Raw genomic sequence first — 18,670 nt, 5'->3', positions numbered from 1 at the left:
TTTCCACGCTTCATACATTGAAGTATGGAAAGGAGAGTGACTGCGGCGATGGTGGAAGTCAAGCCGATCATCATTGACGGACATCCGTTTACCGCCGTGTCCGTCCGGCTGCCGAAAACGAACTTGCTGGCGGTGGCGGGCGAGAGAGGATACATCATGTGCGGGGCGCTCGACGTGGCGTTATTGAACGAAAAGCTGCGCGACCGCGGCATTGTCGCCGGACGGGCGGTCGGGGTGCGCACGATCGAGCAGCTGCTTGAGGCGCCGCTCGAATCCGTGACAGTCGCCGCCGAGGAGCTCGGCATCAAACGGGGAATGAAAGGAAAAGACGCGCTGTTGAAAATGCGGTGAAAAAATCCCTCCTTGCAAGCATACATATAGCTTGTAAAGGAGGGATTTTATTTTGCTGCGCCCCCGATTCGTGCGGAGAGGGCCGCTTCCGTTCCGCTACGTGTTTTTATTGACGTTCGTTTTTTTTATGTTTTCCACAGCGGCCGGGCTTTGGATCGTGAACAAAGGCATTGAGCCGGTGCTGATGGAAATCGCTGAAACGGAAACGAAGCGGATTGCCAATTTGATCATCAATAACGCCCTTGAGGAGCAGTTTAAAGAAGAAAACCCGAAATTTCAGCAGCTCGTGACCGTCCAGCAAGACAATAACGGACGAATTGTTTCCGTCGATTTTAACGCCGAAGCGATCAACCGCATTTTGGAAGAAATAGATGACCATGTCATGGCAAGTTTAAAGGCGGCGACAGAAGGACGGATTGAGCGGTTGGTGCTGCCTGAGGTCGAATCCGGCCAAGGGGACAGCCGCGGCATCATTTACTACATCCCGCTCGGTCAAGTGACGGACAATGCATTGCTTGCCAATCTCGGCCCGCGCATCCCGGTGCAGTTTCAAATCGTCGGCAACGTCGATTCGGAAGTGATCAAGAAAGTACATGCTTATGACATTAACAACTTTTTTATTGAAATCAATATTCAAGTCGAAGTGGACATCCAAGTCGTCATTCCGTTTGCCTCCAAGCTGACGACGGTCAAAGAAGATATCCCGGTCGTGATGAGCTTCATTCCGGGAGAAGTGCCGCAGTTTTACAACAAAAACGGCGGCCCGCTCGGCCCGTCGGTTCCGCTTCCGAAGCGATAGAAGGGAAAATGGTTTTGCTGGAAACATGGAAATGTTATACAACAAAAACGTATACGCGGCCGCCTTTTACTCGGTTGTTTCCCCCCCTGCGACGGGGAGTGAAACAGCTTTTTTGTTTTCAGAAAGAAAAGAGGTAGACGAGACGCTCCGAATTTTGTAATATTATATTAAATTGAAAATAATTTTATTATTTACATAGCTGCTAGAGGGGATGTGAGAGCAGAGGACGAAAACGATCATACGGAGAAGGCGGGATTTTTCTCGAACGCCTTCGAACGAAAGCGGCCCGGGCGCTCGCGCATTGCCGTGCCACGCAGGCCGGGCATTAATGACAGAACATTTTGAATAATGGGGGGATATGACGTGAAGAAAAAAAGAGCAGCAAGTGTGTTGTTCTCGCTCATGCTGACGGCGGGCCTTATGGCCGGCTGCGGCGGCAACCAGCAAGGCGGCGGTTCGTCAGGCGGCGGAGGAGGTGGCGGCGGCGATGTCATCAAAGTCGGCGCCAACCTCGAGCTGTCCGGCGCAGTCGCTTCATACGGCCAATCGATCGCCGAAGGGGTCGAGCTGGCCTTCGAAGAAATGAACAAAAACGGCGGCATTGACGGTAAAAAATTGGAACTGGTCAAAGTGGACAATAAGTCGGAAGCGGCTGAAGCGACAAACGGCGCGATCAAGCTGATCAGCCAAGACAAAGTCACCGCTCTCATCGGCTCGGCGACGAGCACGAACACGATCGCCCAGGCACAGATCGTCAATGATAATCAAATTCCGCTCATTACGCCGTCTGGAACGAGCGAAACGGTCACCGTCAAAGACGGCAAAGTAAACGAATTTGTGTTCCGGACGTGCTTCATCGATCCGTTCCAAGGGACGGTGGCGGCGAAATTTGCCTTGAACGACTTGAAAGTGAAAAATGCGGCGGTGTTGATCGACAGCGCGAGCGACTACTCGAAGGGGCTGGCCGCGGCATTTAAAGATGAATTTGCAAAAGGCGGCGGCAAAATCGTTGCCGAAGAAGCGTACGTCGCGAAGGACACCGACTTCCGCGCCACGCTGACGCGCATCAAATCGGCCAACCCGGAATTTTTGTTCTTGCCGGGCTACTATGAAGAAGTCGGTCTGATCGTCAAACAAGCGCGTGAGCTTGGCTTGAACGTGCCGATCATGGGCGCGGACGGCTGGGATTCGCCGAAGCTTGTTGAAATTGCCGGCAAAGAGGCGTTGAACAATACGTACATCACGAACCATTATTCGTCGGGCGACCCGGATCCGAAAATTCAAGAGTTCGTCAAAGCGTTCCAGGCAAAATACAACAAAGCGCCGGATTCGTTCAACGCTCTCGGCTACGATACGGCCTACCTTCTGGCTGATGCCATCAAACGGGCCGGCAGCGCCGATCCGGTGAAAATTAAAGATGCTCTCGCGCAAACGAAAGATTTGCAGCTTGTCACCGGCACCTTCACCATTGATGAAAACCATAACCCGGTCAAATCGGCCGTCATTTTGGAATACAAAGACGGGCAACAACAATTTAAAACAAAAGTCAACCCGTAATGGATTGGCCGGGACGGGGAGGGGGCGCACCGCAGAGGGCGCTCCCCCCGTCCGCCATTTCTTGCGGTCAACGACGAGTTTTTCGTAAGGAGCGTGCAGACATGGAACTCATTCAACAGCTCGTGAACGGCATTTCGTTAGGCAGCATTTATGCGCTCATCGCTCTTGGCTATACGATGGTCTACGGCATCGTCCGGCTCATTAACTTCGCCCATGGCGACGTCTTTATGATCGGTTCATTCGTTGGGTTTTACGCCGTCACGATGCTTGGTGTCGGCTTTTTTCCGGCGCTTTTGCTGGCGATGGCGGCTTGCGCCGTGCTTGGGGTGCTCATTGAGCGGATTGCGTACAAGCCGTTGCGCAACGCGACGCGCATTGCCGTTCTCATTACCGCAATCGGCGTCTCGCTGCTTATTGAATACGTCATGATTTATTTGCGCGGGGCACAGCCGGAGGCGTACCCGGGCGCGCTGTTGCCGGGCGGGAACATAAAGCTGTTTGGCGTCGTCGTTAGCAGCCAGTCGCTGTTCATCCTCGGCACGTCCCTCGCCTTGATGATCCTTCTTCAGTTCATTGTTCACCGGACGAAAATCGGGAAAGCGATGCGCGCCGTCTCCCACGATGCGGAAGCGGCCCGGCTGATGGGGATTAACGTCGACAACACCATCTCCGCCACGTTTGCCGTCGGCTCGGCGCTCGCCGGAGCAGCCGGTGTTATTTTTGGCATTTATTATACAAAAATTGATCCGTTGATGGGCATCCTTCCCGGCTTGAAGGCGTTTGTTGCCGCCGTGTTGGGCGGAATCGGCATCATCCCGGGCGCGATGGTGGGCGGGCTGTTGCTTGGCGTCATCGAATCGCTTGTCAGCGGGCTCGGGTATTCGCTTTGGCGCGACGGGGTGGCGTTTGTCATTTTAATTCTCATCCTCATTTTCCGGCCGGCCGGATTGTTTGGCAAGAACGTACGAGAAAAAGTGTAAAGGATGGTAGGGAACAATGGCAACTTGGAAGCGGACGCGGGGATTTTGGGTTTCCATCATACTGGTTTTTGCCTTTTTCGCCGTTGTACAGTGGCTCATTGCAAGCGGAATGTTAAACATCTTTTATGTGAACACCCTCTTTTTTATGGCGATTAACGTCATTTTGGCCGTCAGCCTTCACTTGATTATTGGGATTACCGGACAGTTTTCCATTGGCCATGCCGGCTTCTTCGCCGTCGGCGCCTACGCCTCGGCGATTATGACGATGAAGCTGCAGCTGCCGTTTGCCGTCGGGATCGCGGCCGCCGGGGTGGCGGCGGCGCTGGCCGGCCTCTTGATTGGCGTGCCGAGCCTGCGCTTAAAAGGCGATTATTTGGCGATCGCCACGCTCGGCTTTGGCGAAATCGTCCGCATCGCCTTATTGAACATCGATTATGTCGGCGGCGCGAGCGGGATGACGGTAACGCATATGACGACATGGCCGTGGGTGTTCGCCTGCTTGTTGGCGACGATTGTCGTCATCGCCAACTTCACGAACTCGACGCACGGACGGGCGTGCATCTCGATTCGCGAAGATGAAATCGCCGCCGATGCGATGGGGATCAACACGACGTACTACAAGGTGGCGGCGTTCGCGATCGGATCGTTTTTCGCTGGCATCGCCGGGGCGCTGTATGCGCACCACTTTTACATCATTCAGCCGTCGAACTTCGGCTTTTTGAAATCGTTCGACATTTTGATTTTTGTCGTCCTCGGCGGGCTTGGCAGCTTATCCGGCGCGGTGGTGGCAGCGGTGTTGCTGACGGTCGTTTCGACGTTCTTGCAAAATTATCCGGAAACGCGGATGATCATTTACAGCCTTGTCTTGATTTTGGTGATGCTGTACCGTCCGAAAGGGCTGATGGGCACGAAAGAATTGACTTCGCTTTTCAAGTGGCGGAAGGCGGCGCAAGGGGGAATGAACCATGACAACAAGAACACCGTTGCTTAAAGTGGAAAGCGTCGGCATCCAATTTGGCGGGCTGAAGGCGCTCTCCGGCGTGAATATGGAACTTTACGAAGGAGAGCTCGTCGGGCTCATCGGCCCGAACGGCGCCGGTAAAACGACGCTGTTTAACTTGTTGACGGGCGTGTATGTGCCGACGGAAGGGCGGATTGTGCTTGACGGGGAAACGGTAAACGGCCTGCCGCCGTATAAAATTACGCGCAAAGGGATCAGCCGGACGTTCCAAAACATCCGCCTGTTTGGCGAGCTGTCGGTGCTTGACAATGTGAAAGTGGCGTACCATGCGCACGCCCGCCATTCGATGCTGAGCTCCATTTTCCGCCTCCCGTCCCATTTCCGCGGGGAAAAGGAGATGGAAGAGAAGGCCATTGAGTTTTTGGACATTTTCCATTTAGGGGACGTGATGCATGAGCAGGCGAAAAACTTGCCGTACGGCCAACAGCGCCGGCTTGAGATCGCCCGGGCGCTCGCGGCGCAGCCGAAGGTGCTCCTTTTGGACGAGCCGGCGGCCGGCATGAACCCGCAAGAAACGAACGAATTGATGAACTTGATCGCGTTTATCCGCGAACGGTTTGCGTTGACGATTTTGTTGATTGAGCACGACATGTCGCTTGTGATGGGCATTTGCGAGCGCATTTACGTGTTGGACCACGGCCAGTTGATCGCCCACGGCACGCCGGAAGAAGTGCGCAGCAACCCGAAAGTGATCGAGGCTTACCTTGGCGAGGAGGTGTCGTGACGTGTTGAAAGTGGATGGAATCGATGTGTTTTACGGCAACATTCATGCTTTAAAAGGCGTATCGCTTGAGGTCAACAGCGGGGAAATCGTCACGTTGATCGGCGCGAACGGCGCCGGCAAAACGACGCTGTTGAAGACGATCTCCGGCTTGTTGAAGCCGAAAAGCGGCGACATCGTCTACGAAGGGGTTTCGATCGCCGGCAAGGCGGCGCAAGCGATCGTCAAGCACGGCATTTCCCACGTGCCGGAAGGACGGCGGGTGTTCGCCAACATGACGGTTGAGGAAAACTTGGAGCTCGGCGCGTTTTTGCGCAAAGACAAGCAAGGGATTCAAGATGATTTCGCGAACGTGTACCAGCTGTTCCCGCGCCTTGAGGAGCGGCGCAAGCAATTGGCCGGCACGCTTTCAGGCGGCGAGCAGCAAATGCTTGCCATCGGCCGCGCGCTCATGGCGCGCCCGAAGCTGCTCTTGCTTGACGAACCGTCGATGGGGCTCGCGCCATTGCTCGTCAAAACGATTTTCCGCATCATCCAAGAAATCAACGAATCGGGAACGACGATTTTGCTTGTCGAACAAAACGCCCATATGGCGCTCTCGATCGCCGACCGCGCCTATGTCATCGAATCCGGGCGCGTCGTCCTGTCGGGGACGGCCGGCGAGCTGCAGGCGAGCGAACAAGTGAGACAGGCGTATTTGGGCGGGCATTAACGAAAAGACGAAAAGAGGCCGACATCGGCCTCTTTTTTGGCATGGGGGCCGCCGCTAGCGTCGTTGCTGCTGCCGCTCGGCCCGTTCCCACGCTTTTAAGTGCGGATACGGGTCAAACGCCCACTCCGTATAGCCGTTGTCTTTGTACATGCCATAATGGAGGTGGGGCGGAAACTTTCCGGCGGTGCCCGGCGGCCCGTAGCCGGAGCTGCCGACGGAGCCGATGATCGTGCCCGGCTCGACGATTTGCCCTTCGCGAAGCTCGGCGGCAAAGCCGTTCAAATGGGCGAAATAATGATACGTGTTGTTGATGTCACGGATGCCGACGCGCCAACCGCCGTATTTGTTCCACCCTTTCAGTTCGACGATGCCATAGCACGTCGAGCGCACCGGCACGCCGTAGCCGGCGAAAATGTCGGTTCCTTCATGGATGCGGCGTCCTCCCCAGCCGCGCGCATCGCCCCACGTATCACGGTAGCTGTAATTCGCCCGCAACGGGAGCGGGAACACGTGTTTGTCCAATTTCAGCGTTTGATACTTTTTGTAAATTTTCGCCTTCCCTAAAATCAAGTCAACGGCTTTCGCCCGTTGGTAATAATTCCAAAGCGCCACTTTAATATGGTGGTGGTCGATGCCGTACGTTTGCAAATACCGGGCTATCGCCATAATCAGATCATCATCGTCATCGGCCCGCGCCTCGCCGTCTCCGTCTCCGTCCACACCGAGCCCGCCAAACTGGGAAATCGTAAACGGGTTCGTATCGTGCGGATTTTTGTTCAGCGGGCCGGCCCATATTTCCGGTTTGATGTAAAGACCGAGAACGCCGGTCGGTTTCGGCAAATCGCGGCGCGCCTGGCGGATGTTCCGTTCATATTGGTCGATGGCCGCAAAGTAATACCACGGAATGAGCGAAACGGCTTCCGCCTTTTTATACAGCTCCATGCGCTGCTTGTATACGGCGTCCTCCGTTTCCGCCGCGTAAGCCGCACCGGCGGCAATGAACAAAATCGCCGCCACCCATATGGCGACAAGCCATCGGTGCACGTGGATCCCCCCTTTCGCCCGTTTCATATGTTTAGTTTGGAGAGAAAAGGGATATTCATAAATGTTAAAAAGCGGAAAAGACGAGCATGGCTTATTTTTTTTGTGTTTTCCCGCGTTTTTCATTATAATGGGAAATGAACAATCATACATAACTGGAGTGAGAACCATGGCGACGAAGGAAGAACATGTTCGCAAGCCAGACTGGTTGAAAATTAAGCTGAATACGAACGAACATTACACCGGATTGAAGAAACTGATGCGGGAAAACCGTTTACATACTGTATGCGAGGAAGCGAAATGCCCGAACATTCATGAATGTTGGGCGCTCAGACGGACGGCGACGTTTATGATTTTAGGCAGCGTCTGCACGCGCGCCTGCCGCTTTTGCGCCGTCAAAACGGGGCTGCCGACCGAGCTTGACTGGCAAGAACCGGAACGCGTCGCCGAGTCGGTGCGCATCATGAACTTAAAGCATGTCGTCGTCACCGCGGTCGCCCGCGACGATCTCAAAGACGGCGGAGCGGCGGTGTTTGCGGAAACGGTGCGCGCCATTCGCCGGAAAAATCCGTTTACGACGATTGAAGTGCTGCCGTCGGATATGGGCGGCGTGTATGAAAACTTAAAAACGCTGATGGACGCCCGTCCCGATATTTTAAACCATAACATCGAAACGGTGCGCCGCCTGACGCCGCGGGTACGCACCCGCGCGACCTACGAACGTTCGCTTGAGTTTTTGCGGCGCGCGAAAGAACTGCAGCCGGACATTCCGACGAAATCAAGCATCATGGTCGGCCTTGGGGAAACGAAAGAGGAAATTATCGAGGCGATGGACGATTTGCGCGCCAATCAAGTCGACATTTTGACGATCGGCCAATATTTGCAGCCGACGAAAAAACATTTGAAAGTCGTCAAATACTATCATCCCGACGAATTCCAAGAGCTGAAAGAAATCGCGCTAAGCAAAGGGTTCAGCCATTGCGAAGCCGGCCCGCTCGTCCGCTCGTCGTACCATGCCGATGAGCAGGTGAACGAAGCGGCGAAAGCGCAGCAGCTGAAAGCATAACAGCGGCCAGGCCAAGGAAAAAACGGTCGTGCCTCTTTGGGAAGAAGGCAGACCGTTTTCTTTGCCCTAACGTCCCTCCGGTGCCGGCCGCGGCGTGCCGTCGCGGAAGTCGCGGTCGAGGTTGTCATTTGTCTCATTGATCATCTCGCCGTTTTCATTTTCCCCGTCGTTTAGTTTTTTCCCTTGTGGGTATTTCAACATTTGCTGGATGGTCGCATCGATGATTCGGTCGATATCGCGGCTGTTGGAGTCAAGGCGGCCGAAACGCTCAATATCCCTCATCAGCTGCGGATTGTCGGCGATATACACATGATAGTAACGGGGAACGACGGACAGTGCTGTCTTTTTCACTTGGTCGGCGGTTTGCTGCCGGTTTTTGGTGTCGGCGTCATAGACGACAAGCACCTCTTCATCGGTGACGAGCGTGGCGACGTCGTTGACGCCTGGCAGCTGCGTGCACAATTTGCTGATTAAATCGGCCGCTTGTTCGCGGTTGAATGACGGCATGTCGTTATAGCCGTTGGCATCGCCGAGAGTCGGGCTTTTTTGGTGGCGGACGTAGCCGAAGTTGTTCATCGGCGTGTCATCGCCGTTTGGCACCCCGTTTTCGTTATAGAGCTCGTTGCGGTCGGTCACATTGATCGTATTGCCGCTCCGCTTGTAGACGTCGGTGTTTTCGTCCTGTGCCGTCTGCGCGCAGCCGGCCAGGGCGACGGCCGTTCCGAACGCAACGGCCAACCATGGTCGTCTCATCGTCAGCACCCCCTTCGCTTTTAGGGTGGCACAAATCGCCCGTTTGATAACAGTAATTGATTGGGTGCAGTGCATCAGGTATGATGGAAATGGAAAGGCGAGGTGAGAGCGGTGATTTGCATTAACAATCATTGTTACGAACTCGTTGAAAACGTCAAAAACGCCTTTAACGAGGAAGTATTTCGCGCCCGGTACGCCGATATTTTAGGGAAGTACGACTACATTGTCGGCGATTGGGGATACAATCAGCTTCGCCTGCGCGGGTTTTTCGATGACCATAACCAAAAGGCGACATACGACACGAAAATCAGTACGCTGTCCGAGTATTTGTACGAATACTGCAATTTCGGCTGCGCCTATTTTGTATTGCGCAAAGTGAAGCGGTAAAGGCGGCAGCCGCCCGCTGCCGGGCGGCTGCACATCATTCGCTTTCATTGTACGGAAACTGTTCGCTTGCGCGCGGATCGTCGTGCGGCGGGTGGGAGGCCGGGTCGCGCCTTGGGATGTTTTGGTGGAATGACTTGAATTCATAGTTAAAGGCGCTGTAATGCCGCTGCCCTTCTTCCCACGGCGTGCTTTTGTTTTCGACCGGGGCGTCGTCGCGGCGCGGCGAGCCGTACGGCCCTTCCGGGAATTCTTCGGCGGTTAAAAAGTTGCGCTGTTTTTCGACGACGGAAAAGTCGGCATATTGTTCCCGTTCCGCCATTCGTCTCACCTTCCTTGCTGCCGGGGTGTTTCATAAGATGCCCAAAACCGCGGAAGGTTATGAAAGACATTCGTCCAAAAAGGCGCGCAAATCGTCGGCGTCTTGTCCGTCGAGCGCATAGGCGTGTTCGATATAGCCCGGTTCCTCCAAATCGTCGCGGCCGAGAATGGCAAAGCGGTTGCTTTGCAAATCGAGCACCAAATATTTTCCGTAAAAGCGGTCGGTTTCAATTAACGCCAAATCGAACCGCTGCCGTCCGCCGACAAAGCTGACAAACCGGACCGCCGCTTCGACCGTGTCATCGTATAAGTAAAACCGTTCACCCATATGCATTCCTCCTCTGTTTTTCGTCTATGTCCATCATAGCAGACGAACGGCCAAAAAGGGAGGAAATATGGGGGAGAAAAAAGGAGGAGACGCCATGTATTTTGTCGACCGAAACAAAATGGAAGAGCGGCTTCGCTGCATGGAGCAACTGATGGTGCACTGCAAAGCGCAGCACCGCTGGGACGGCGCGCTCGAGCGGCTGGCGCTTGAGCGGATCGCCCACGTCCTCATCGAGGCGGTGCTCGATGTCGGCAACGCGATGATTGACGGCTTTATTATGCGCGACCCGGGAAGTTATAACGACATTATTGACATTTTGGTTGACGAGCGGGTGATTGCGGCCGAGGACGGCGAGCGGCTGAAAGCGTTCATCGCCCACCGGAAAGCGCTTGTCCACGACTATACGAATATTGATCATGCGAGCCTGCTCGCCGATTTGAATGCGCATTGGCCGGCGCTTGAGGCGTATCCGAAGGCGGTGCGCCATTACTTGGAAAGCGAGCTCGGCCCGGTGTCGGCGTTTGGCAATGAATCGATGGCCGGAAAGGAGAAGGACAACCGTTGAAACGATACAAAGGCTATTTGCTCGACTTGGACGGGACGATGTACCGCGGCACGGAATGCATCGCCGAGGCGCGCGAGTTTGTCAATGAGCTGTACCGCCGCGGACTCCCGTATTTATTTGTGACCAACAACTCGTCGCGCACGCCGGCGCAAGTGGCGGAAAAATTGCGCTCGTTCGGCGTGCCGGCCGATGAGAAGCACGTCTTTACGACGAGCCAGGCGACGGCCAACTACATTTTTGAACAAAAGCCCGACGCGTCTGTTTATGTCATCGGTGAGGAAGGGATCCGCACCGCATTGGCGGAAAAAGGATTCCGCTTCGCCGGAGAGGATGCAGACGTGGTGGTCATCGGCATCGACCGGCAGCTGACGTACGAGAAGCTCGCCGTCGCGTGCCTTGCCGTCCGCAACGGGGCGATGTTCATTTCGACAAACGGCGACATCGCCTTGCCGACCGAGCGCGGGCTGCTGCCGGGCAACGGCGCCATCACGTCGGTTGTCGCCGTCTCGACGCAAGTGAAGCCGACATTTATCGGCAAGCCGGAAAACATCATTATGGAACAGGCGCTCAAAGTGCTCGGCATCCCGAAAGAGGACGTACTCATGGTCGGCGATTATTACGAAACGGACATTTTAGCCGGCATGAACGCGGGCATCGATACGCTGCTCGTCCATACGGGCGTCACGACAAAAGAGATGCTCGCCCGCTACGAACGGCAGCCGACCTATACGGCCGATTCGCTCCGCGAATGGATGGAGCGCCTGTAACGAAACGCCGCCCCCTTTTTCACAGGGCGGCGTTTTGTATGGGATGACTGGCGTTTGTTAGACGGGCGTTGCGGATGGCGGAACGGGCCGCGTCTGGCATGGGCGTCTGCCGCTTCGCGCTTTCTCGCGATAGCCGCTCGGCCGCCGCTCACTCGGCGTTGGCGGCCCGGTGTGCGAGGCGGCTGGACGCCGCCGCGGCGATGGCGCCGACGATGTCGTCCAAAAACGTGTTGCACTTGCCGTTCGATTTGTCATTTAAATATTGCAAAATGCCTGGTTTTTGCTTGTCGATATAACCGTAGTTCGTAAACCCGATCGATCCGTATACGTTGACGATCGAAAGGGCCAAAATTTCATCGACCCCGTACAGTCCTTCATCGCGGCGGATGATCGATTGCAGCGGCTCGTCAAGCCGGCCGTCCTCGGCGAGCCTGTCGAGCTGAATGCCGGTCAAAATGGCGTTTTGCACTTCGCGTTTCGAGATGACGCGGTTGACGTTTTCGGTGCATTCGTCCATCGTTAAATCCGGGTGGTATTTTGATTGCAAATAATACACAAGCTCTGCAATTTTTTCCACCGTCACCCCCCGCTCCTCGAGCCAACGGCGGGCCGTCTGTTCCAAATTATTCATAATGAATTCGCTCATAACAGTCACCTGTTTCTTTGAAAAAGTCGTTTTTTATATATATGTATCATGTCATAAAACAGTCCGTCATATAAAGAAAAATGCTCATCGGCTTTTTTGGCGCCCGCTGTCATATATAAACAATAGCCGCTCTTGTCGCGGCGCGGGCTCGGGAATCGGCGCACAAACGTCCGTTCCCGCCCGGGCGGCATCGGGGCGGCGCCAACATGGCGGGCTGAAGAAGGCAGGCCAAAAAGACGAAGGAGGCGCGGCCATGGAAACGTGGGTGTATGACCAATATAACATGCGCATCGGGCGAATGGAACAGCGGGGGGCATCGACGGTCGTTTGGTGTGAGCAGGAGCGGTTTCTCATCGTGCCGGCGGACGGGCGGAGCGAGGCGGAGTTGGAAGAGCGCCAACAAATGAGCCGCTATTTGCGGGCAAAAGGGGTGGACGGCGTCGGGGAGCTGGTCAAAACGAAACATGGGACGTATATCGCTATGGATCGCGGCCAGCCGTTCGTTTTCATCCGCGCGCCGCTTCCGGCCGCCCGCCTTCGTTCGCTTGGCCGCGAGTTGGCGCTCATGCATGAATACGGGCGCTCTTGCCCGCTGCCGATCACATCTTGCCGGCGCATCGGGCAATGGCGCGAACTATGGGCGAAGCGAATCGACCAAATGGAGGCGTTTTGGGCGAACATGCTGGCAGCGGGGCCGGCGTCGCCGTTTGACCGCCTGTTTCTTGAATCGTTTCCGTATTATTTAGGATTGGCGGAAAACGCGGTGCAATATGTGGCCGACACAGAGCTTGATGACGAACCGCTCCGTGTCGATTATGCGGCGTTTTGCCATGAGCGGCTGCCGCAAGCCGGCTGGGTTGAAGGAACGGAGGCGAAGCTGCCGCTCGATTGGGTGTACGACCATGGCGCCCGCGATTTGGCCGAGTGGGTGCGTCATTTGTATCAGCGGCACGGGAAACAGTGCCAACGGGCGGTGCGCCAGTTTCTCCAAGATTACGGGCATTTGGCGCCGCTGTCGCCGTTTGCCTGGCGGCTAGTTTATGCGCGCCTGCTGTTTCCGCTTCCGTATTTTGAATGCGTCGAGGCGTATTATACGGCGGCGGACCGCAAAGAACAGGCGAAACAGGAGCGCGCGCTGCGGCAGCTGCTTGACGCGTCGCGCGAGTATGAACAGTTTTTGGCGTCATTTGCCGAGATCGCCGGCATCGCCAACCGTATCCGGCTGCCGGCCGTTGAATGGCTGCCGCCGGCGCGATGAACGGGGAGGTGACTTCCCGTTTTTTCAGCCGAAGCGGGCGGGGGGTGGTTTTCTTTCACCGGAAAGGAAACACCCCGTTTTTTTAGCCAAAGTGGGCGCTCGTTTCCATTCGAGGGAAAGGGGAACAGTTCATTTTGTCAGCCGAAACAGGTGCTCGTGTCCTTGCGAGGGCAAAGGGTTTTCGTTTTTTCAGCCGAAGCGGGTGGGCGCTCGTTTTCTTTCGGTGACAGGAGCTTTTTTTCGTTCGTAACGGACGAGCCTAGTTTCCCGGTCGATGGTATGGACAACTTTCCGTTTTTTTTCAGCCGGAGTTGTGATAAGATTTAGAAAAAATGGGATGGAGGGCTGTTTCATGACGAAACCGTACGTCTTTGTGACGCGAAAGCTGCCGGACGATGTGCTCGCCCCGCTCGCCGCCGTCGCCGAGGTCGGCGTGTGGCCGCATGACGACGTGGCCGTGCCGCGCGAGGTGCTGGTGGAAGAGGCGAAAAAGGCGGCGGCTCTTTTGCCGATGGTGTCTGACCCGATCGATGAAGACGTGCTGGCGGCCGGTTCAGGGCTTAAAGTCGTCGCCAACATGGGCGTCGGCTATGACAACATTGACGTGCCGGCGGCGACGAAGCGCGGCGTTCTTGTGTGCAACACGCCGGACGTGCTGACCGATACGACCGCCGATCTGACGTTTGCGCTTTTATTGGCGACAGCCCGCCGCCTTGTCGAAGCGGCCGAATTTTTGAAAGAAGGAAAATGGAAAAGCTGGAGCCCGTTTTTGCTGGCGGGCGCCGATGTCCATCATAAAACGGTCGGCATCGTCGGCATGGGCAACATCGGTCAAGCGGTGGCGAAGCGGGCGAAAGGGTTTGATATGAACGTGCTGTATCACAACCGCTCGCGCCGTCCGGAGGCGGAAGAGAAGCTGGGCGCCGTCTACCGCCCGTTCGCCGATTTGCTTGCGGAGAGCGATTTTGTCGTCTGCTTGACGCCGCTGACCCGCGAGACGCGCCATTTGTTCAACCGTGAGGCGTTTCGGCACATGAAAACGTCGGCGATTTTCATTAATGCGGCGCGCGGCGCGGTCGTTGACGAACAGGCGCTGTATGAGGCGCTCACCCAAGGGGAGATTGCCGCCGCCGGGCTTGACGTGTTTGAACAAGAGCCGGTCGCCGCCGATCATCCGCTCGTGTCGCTGCCGAACGTCGTTGCCTTGCCGCATATCGGCAGCGCTACATACGAAACGCGGCGGGCGATGATGACGTTGGCGCGCGACAACATTATCGCCGTCTTGGAAGGCCGGCCGCCGTTGACGCCGGTCAACCGGCCGTCGTAAAAATTTTCATTGCCAAACGGCCGATCGTCTTTTATAATGTCTACTATAAAAATACAAATGTCTACGGTGAGTAAACAGAAGGGGCGGGAAGGATGGAAAAACCAATTTTCGTTGGACTGCTAGGATTAGGAACGGTCGGAAGCGGTGTCGTCAAAATTATTGAAAACCACCAAGAAAAACTGATGCACCAAGTCGGCTGCCCGGTGAAGGTGAAAAAAATTCTCGTCCGCGACGTACATAAGCCGCGCGACGTCGCCGTCGACCCCGCGTTGTTGACGACAAGCGCCGCCGACGTGCTCGACGATCCGGACATCGATGTCATCATCGAAGTGATGGGCGGCGTCGAAGAGACGAAAGCGTGGCTGCTGCGCGCGCTCCGCCAAGGGAAGCACGTTGTGACGGCGAACAAAGACTTAATGGCCGTCTACGGATCTGAATTGCTGCGGGTGGCGGCGGAGCACCGCTGCGATTTGTTTTATGAAGCGAGCGTCGCCGGCGGCATTCCGATTTTGCGCAGCTTGGTGGACGGGCTGGCGTCCGACCGGATCACCAAGCTCATGGGCATCGTAAACGGGACGACGAACTACATTTTGACGAACATGTCGCAAAACGGCGCTTCGTATGAAGACGTGCTGGCGGAAGCGCAGGCGCTCGGGTTCGCCGAAGCCGATCCGACGTCAGACGTGGAAGGACTCGATGCGGCGCGGAAAATGGCGATTTTGGCCCGCCTCGGCTTTTCGATGGACATCGATTTGGACGATGTGCAAGTGAAAGGAATTACGGAAGTGACGGAGGAAGATTTGAACTACGGGAAGCGGCTCGGCTATACGATGAAATTGATCGGCATCGCCCAACGCGACGGACAGAAGGTCGAAGTGAGCGTTCAGCCGACGTTTTTGCCGGATTCGCACCCGCTTGCGTCGGTGCATAACGAATACAACGCCGTCTATGTGTACGGCGAAGCGGTCGGGGAGACGATGTTTTACGGGCCGGGGGCGGGCAGCCTGCCGACGGCGACGGCCGTTGTGTCCGACCTGGTCGCGGTGATGAAAAACATGCGCCTTGGCGTCAACGGCCACTACGCGGTCGTCCCGCAATATGAAAAACAGTTGAAAGCGCCGGCGGAAATTTTTTCGAAATACTTTTTGCGCATTCATGTGAAAGACCAAGTCGGTGCGTTTGCCAAGATTACAACACTGTTCTCGGAGCGCGGGGTAAGCTTTGAGAAAATTTTGCAGCTGCCGCTGAAAGAAAACGGCTTGGCGGAAATCGTGATCGTGACGCACGATGCGTCGCAGCAAGACTATGAAGACATTTTGCAGCAGCTGGGCGATTTGGAAATCGTCGAGCGCGTCCAAAGTTCGTATCGGGTGGAAGGGGAGAAACGGTAATGGCATGGAACGGGCTGCTTGACGCCTACGGCGAGTTTTTGCCGCTCACGGCGGCGACGCCGAGGCTGTCGCTTTGCGAAGGGAATACGCCGCTCATCCCGCTGCCGCGCCTGTCGGAAGAGCTCGGGATCACCTTGTATGTCAAAGTCGAGGGGGCGAACCCGACCGGTTCGTTTAAAGACCGCGGCATGGTGATGGCGGTGGCGAAAGCGAAAGAGGAAGGAAGCCATACGATCATTTGCGCCTCAACCGGCAATACGTCGGCGTCGGCGGCCGCCTATGCGGCGCGTGCCGGCATGCGCTGCCTCGTCGTCATTCCAAACGGGAAAATCGCGCTTGGCAAACTGGCGCAAGCGGCGATGTACGGGGCGGACATTTTCGCCATTGACGGCAACTTTGACGAAGCGCTGAAAATGGTGCGCCGCCTGAGCGAAACGGCGCCGATTACGCTTGTGAATTCGGTCAACCCGTACCGGATCGAAGGGCAGAAAACGGCGGCGTTTGAAGTGTGCGACCAGCTCGGCCGCGCGCCGGACGTGCTCGCCATTCCGGTCGGCAACGCCGGCAACATCACCGCCTATTGGAAAGGGTTTAAAGAGTACCACGCGGCCAAAGGGACAGGATTGCCGCAAATGCGCGGCTTTGAAGCGGAAGGAGCGGCGGCGATCGTCCGCAACCGGGTGATCGAACAGCCGGAAACGGTGGCGACGGCGATCCGCATCGGCAATCCGGCCAGCTGGGAAAAAGCGGTCGAGGCCGCCAACGAATCGCGCGGGAAAATTGATGAGGTGAGCGATGCCGACATTTTGGCCGCCTACAAGCGGCTCGCCCGGACGGAAGGCGTTTTTGCTGAACCGGCGTCATGCGCGGCCATCGCCGGCGTCATCAAACAGCGCGAACGAAACGAAATCGAACGCGGCAGCCTCGTCGTGGCGGTCTTGACCGGCAACGGCTTAAAAGACCCGGCCGTCGCGCTGGAGACGGCGGCGATTGAGCCGGTCGTGCTGCCAAATGATGAACAAGTCGTCTTGGAACATTTGCAAGGGGTTGTCCGCACATGAAGGAAGACGAGATGTTGAAAATCGTCGTGCCGGGAAGCACGGCGAATTTAGGGCCCGGCTTTGATTCGGTCGGGCTCGCCGTCAACCGTTACTTGACGCTTGACGTCCGGTTGGCGGACGAGTGGTCGTTTGCGCCCAAAACAGCGGAGGTGCGCGGCATTCCGCGCGGGACGGACAATTTGGTGTACCAAGTGGCGGACGAGGTGGCGGATGCGCACGGCTGCCAGCTGCCGGGCTGTGCGGTCGACGTGTACAGCGACATTCCGTTTACGCGCGGGTTGGGGAGCAGCGCGGCGGCGGTCGTCGCCGGCATTGAGCTCGCCGATGCGCTGCTTGGGCTAGGCTTGTCGCGCGAACAGAAGATGGAATGGGCGACCCGCTATGAAGGCCATCCCGACAATGTCGGCGCCTCGCTGTACGGGGGGCTGGTCATCGGCTGCTACCGCGAAGCGGGGGTGGATGTCGTCCATGTGCCGGAACTGAGTGTGGAGCTCGTCGCCATTATCCCCAGTTACGAGCTGGAAACGAAAAAAGCGCGCGGACGGCTGCCGGAACAATGGCCGCGGCAGCGGGCGGTCGAGGCGAGCGCCGTCAGCAACGTCCTTGTCGCCGCCTTGCTCACGAAAAACTGGAAGCTCGCCGGCCGGATGATGGCGGCCGATTTGTTCCACCAACCGTATCGGAAACCGCTCGTTCCAGAACTCGAGCGGGCCGAGGCGCTCGCTGCGGAATACGGGGCGATCGGCGCGGTGCTGAGCGGAGCGGGGCCGACGGTGCTCGTCGTTGCCGAGCCGGGGGCAGGCGGGCGTCTCGAACGGCAGCTGCGCCCGCATTTCCCGGCGTGTGAAGTCGCAAGGCTCGCGGTCGAGCCGCACGGCAGCCGCGTCTACAAGCTGGCGCTCGAGGCATAAAAAAATCCGAACAGCCCATCGCTGTTCGGATTTTTATGGGATTAAAACACTTGTTCGACTTCCACGACGCCCGGCACTTCTTCGAACAAGGCGCGCTCGATTCCCGCTTTTAACGTGATCGTCGAGCTCGGGCAGCTGCCGCACGCGCCGAGAAGGCGGAGTTTGACGACGCCTTCTTCAACATCGACAAGTTCGCAGTCGCCGCCGTCGCGAAGCAGGAACGGGCGGAGTTTATCTAAAACTTCTTGCACTTGTTCTTTGATTTCTTGATCCGTCATTTCCATCGACTCCTTTCCTTACTTTTTATTATAATCATGGTGACAGAAAAAATCTAATGATAAATTTTGTTTTTGAAAAGGGTGACAATGATGACGTTGAAGCCGATTGAAATTTGTGTGTATGGAGCGGATGTCATTTGCTCGTCATGCGTGCAGCTGCCGTCGTCGAAAGAGACGTACGAATGGCTTGAGGCCGCGCTGCGCCGCAAATATCCCGATCAGCCGTTTCGGATCACGTACGTCGACATTTTCGCGCCGCCGGCTGACGATGAGGCAAAGCGGAAACTGGCGCAGACGATCGTCGAGGAAGATTGGGTGTACCCGGTCGTGGTCGTGGAAGAGGAAGTCGTGGCTGAAGGCAATCCGCGGCTGAAGGCCATTTATGCGGAAATGGAGAAACACGGCTACCGTTCGTCGTAGCAGCGAGGACGC

23 protein-coding genes are annotated in these 18,670 nt (G+C 56.4%); 17 read left to right on the top strand and 6 right to left on the bottom strand.

Annotation, left to right across the window (positions count from 1 at the left end; all coding sequences use genetic code 11):
- Positions 1-48: 48 nt before the first annotated feature.
- The 7 genes from M493_RS14455 to M493_RS14425 all read left to right on the top strand — a co-directional run bounded on the left by M493_RS14455 (position 49) and on the right by M493_RS14425 (position 6,141).
- A complete protein-coding gene (locus M493_RS14455) occupies positions 49-351 on the top strand; it encodes a YunC family protein (RefSeq protein WP_020961113.1) in 303 nt (100 codons plus the stop codon).
- Between the two features lie 52 nt (positions 352-403).
- A complete protein-coding gene (yunB, locus tag M493_RS14450; protein ID WP_020961112.1) occupies positions 404-1,150 on the top strand; it encodes a sporulation protein YunB in 747 nt (248 codons plus the stop codon).
- Between the two features lie 363 nt (positions 1,151-1,513).
- Positions 1,514-2,707: an ABC transporter substrate-binding protein gene (locus M493_RS14445; protein ID WP_041267791.1), complete on the top strand. Its 1,194-nt coding sequence runs from the start codon at positions 1,514-1,516 to the stop codon at positions 2,705-2,707.
- Positions 2,708-2,808: 101 nt separating this feature from the next.
- The gene (locus tag M493_RS14440) at positions 2,809-3,687 is read left to right on the top strand and encodes a branched-chain amino acid ABC transporter permease (RefSeq protein WP_020961109.1); all 879 of its coding nucleotides are present in this window, start codon (positions 2,809-2,811) and stop codon (positions 3,685-3,687) included.
- A gap of 16 nt (positions 3,688-3,703) precedes the next feature.
- Complete coding sequence (locus M493_RS14435; protein WP_020961108.1) at positions 3,704-4,678, top strand: branched-chain amino acid ABC transporter permease; 975 nt, start codon at positions 3,704-3,706, stop codon at positions 4,676-4,678.
- Positions 4,653-5,432: an ABC transporter ATP-binding protein gene (locus M493_RS14430; protein WP_020961107.1), complete on the top strand. Its 780-nt coding sequence runs from the start codon at positions 4,653-4,655 to the stop codon at positions 5,430-5,432. The genes M493_RS14435 and M493_RS14430 overlap by 26 nt, the downstream gene beginning before the upstream one ends.
- A 1-nt stretch (position 5,433) precedes the next feature.
- Entirely contained in the window at positions 5,434-6,141 is a 708-nt protein-coding gene (locus M493_RS14425; RefSeq protein ID WP_020961106.1) for an ABC transporter ATP-binding protein, read from the top strand.
- A gap of 54 nt (positions 6,142-6,195) precedes the next feature.
- On the opposite strand, the gene M493_RS14420 is transcribed toward M493_RS14425, so the two are convergent.
- Positions 6,196-7,185, bottom strand: coding sequence for a M23 family metallopeptidase (locus M493_RS14420; RefSeq protein ID WP_020961105.1), 990 nt, complete (start codon positions 7,183-7,185; stop codon positions 6,196-6,198).
- Between the two features lie 166 nt (positions 7,186-7,351).
- Here M493_RS14420 and lipA point away from each other — a divergent pair, with 166 nt between their 5' ends.
- Positions 7,352-8,248 (top strand): lipoyl synthase, encoded by an 897-nt coding sequence (gene lipA, locus M493_RS14415; RefSeq protein WP_023817733.1) that lies wholly within the window; start codon positions 7,352-7,354, stop codon positions 8,246-8,248.
- A 66-nt stretch (positions 8,249-8,314) separates the two neighbouring features.
- Here the strand turns inward: lipA and M493_RS14410 are convergent, their stop codons facing one another.
- Positions 8,315-9,001: a YhcN/YlaJ family sporulation lipoprotein gene (locus M493_RS14410; protein WP_020961103.1), complete on the bottom strand. Its 687-nt coding sequence runs from the start codon at positions 8,999-9,001 to the stop codon at positions 8,315-8,317.
- Positions 9,002-9,112: 111 nt separating this feature from the next.
- On the opposite strand from M493_RS14410, the gene M493_RS14405 reads away from it, so the two are divergent.
- Positions 9,113-9,388: a YutD family protein gene (locus M493_RS14405; protein WP_020961102.1), complete on the top strand. Its 276-nt coding sequence runs from the start codon at positions 9,113-9,115 to the stop codon at positions 9,386-9,388.
- Between the two features lie 34 nt (positions 9,389-9,422).
- On the opposite strand, the gene M493_RS14400 is transcribed toward M493_RS14405, so the two are convergent.
- Together M493_RS14400 and M493_RS14395 are read right to left on the bottom strand one after the other, a co-directional pair.
- Complete coding sequence (locus M493_RS14400) at positions 9,423-9,707, bottom strand: hypothetical protein (protein WP_020961101.1); 285 nt, start codon at positions 9,705-9,707, stop codon at positions 9,423-9,425.
- 57 nt (positions 9,708-9,764) lie between these two features.
- Positions 9,765-10,034 (bottom strand): DUF3055 domain-containing protein, encoded by a 270-nt coding sequence (locus tag M493_RS14395; protein ID WP_020961100.1) that lies wholly within the window; start codon positions 10,032-10,034, stop codon positions 9,765-9,767.
- A gap of 94 nt (positions 10,035-10,128) precedes the next feature.
- Between M493_RS14395 and M493_RS14390 the strand changes: the two genes are divergently transcribed.
- Together M493_RS14390 and M493_RS14385 are read left to right on the top strand one after the other, a co-directional pair.
- Positions 10,129-10,599 (top strand): DUF86 domain-containing protein, encoded by a 471-nt coding sequence (locus M493_RS14390; protein WP_020961099.1) that lies wholly within the window; start codon positions 10,129-10,131, stop codon positions 10,597-10,599.
- Complete coding sequence (locus M493_RS14385; RefSeq protein ID WP_020961098.1) at positions 10,596-11,366, top strand: TIGR01457 family HAD-type hydrolase; 771 nt, start codon at positions 10,596-10,598, stop codon at positions 11,364-11,366. Before M493_RS14390 ends, M493_RS14385 begins: the two co-directional genes overlap by 4 nt.
- A 148-nt stretch (positions 11,367-11,514) precedes the next feature.
- On the opposite strand, the gene M493_RS14380 is transcribed toward M493_RS14385, so the two are convergent.
- Positions 11,515-12,012 carry a phosphatidylglycerophosphatase A gene (locus M493_RS14380; RefSeq protein WP_020961097.1) on the bottom strand — a complete coding sequence of 166 codons (498 nt, stop codon included), beginning with the start codon at positions 12,010-12,012 and terminating at the stop codon, positions 11,515-11,517.
- Positions 12,013-12,265: 253 nt separating this feature from the next.
- Here M493_RS14380 and yutH point away from each other — a divergent pair, with 253 nt between their 5' ends.
- The 5 genes from yutH to thrB all read left to right on the top strand — a co-directional run bounded on the left by yutH (position 12,266) and on the right by thrB (position 17,960).
- Positions 12,266-13,270, top strand: a complete 1,005-nt coding sequence (gene yutH, locus M493_RS14370; RefSeq protein ID WP_020961095.1) for a spore coat putative kinase YutH — start codon at positions 12,266-12,268, stop codon at positions 13,268-13,270.
- A 352-nt stretch (positions 13,271-13,622) separates the two neighbouring features.
- The gene (locus M493_RS14365; RefSeq protein WP_020961094.1) at positions 13,623-14,597 is read left to right on the top strand and encodes a 2-hydroxyacid dehydrogenase; all 975 of its coding nucleotides are present in this window, start codon (positions 13,623-13,625) and stop codon (positions 14,595-14,597) included.
- Positions 14,598-14,689: 92 nt separating this feature from the next.
- The gene (locus tag M493_RS14360; RefSeq protein ID WP_020961093.1) at positions 14,690-15,988 is read left to right on the top strand and encodes a homoserine dehydrogenase; all 1,299 of its coding nucleotides are present in this window, start codon (positions 14,690-14,692) and stop codon (positions 15,986-15,988) included.
- Positions 15,988-17,049 (top strand): threonine synthase, encoded by a 1,062-nt coding sequence (gene thrC, locus M493_RS14355; protein ID WP_020961092.1) that lies wholly within the window; start codon positions 15,988-15,990, stop codon positions 17,047-17,049. Before M493_RS14360 ends, thrC begins: the two co-directional genes overlap by 1 nt.
- The gene (gene thrB / locus M493_RS14350) at positions 17,046-17,960 is read left to right on the top strand and encodes a homoserine kinase (protein WP_020961091.1); all 915 of its coding nucleotides are present in this window, start codon (positions 17,046-17,048) and stop codon (positions 17,958-17,960) included. The genes thrC and thrB overlap by 4 nt, the downstream gene beginning before the upstream one ends.
- Positions 17,961-18,001: 41 nt before the next feature.
- On the opposite strand, the gene M493_RS14345 is transcribed toward thrB, so the two are convergent.
- Positions 18,002-18,244, bottom strand: a complete 243-nt coding sequence (locus M493_RS14345) for a NifU family protein (RefSeq protein WP_023817731.1) — start codon at positions 18,242-18,244, stop codon at positions 18,002-18,004.
- Positions 18,245-18,328: 84 nt separating this feature from the next.
- Between M493_RS14345 and M493_RS14340 the strand changes: the two genes are divergently transcribed.
- Positions 18,329-18,658 carry a YuzD family protein gene (locus tag M493_RS14340; protein WP_020961089.1) on the top strand — a complete coding sequence of 110 codons (330 nt, stop codon included), beginning with the start codon at positions 18,329-18,331 and terminating at the stop codon, positions 18,656-18,658.
- Positions 18,659-18,670 lie beyond the last annotated feature (12 nt).

This window comes from Geobacillus genomosp. 3 (assembly GCF_000445995.2).
Classification (GTDB): Bacteria; Bacillota; Bacilli; order Bacillales; family Anoxybacillaceae; genus Geobacillus.
The sequence above is the reverse complement of the archived record's forward strand: the minus strand, read 5'-3'. Positions and strand labels throughout refer to the sequence as shown.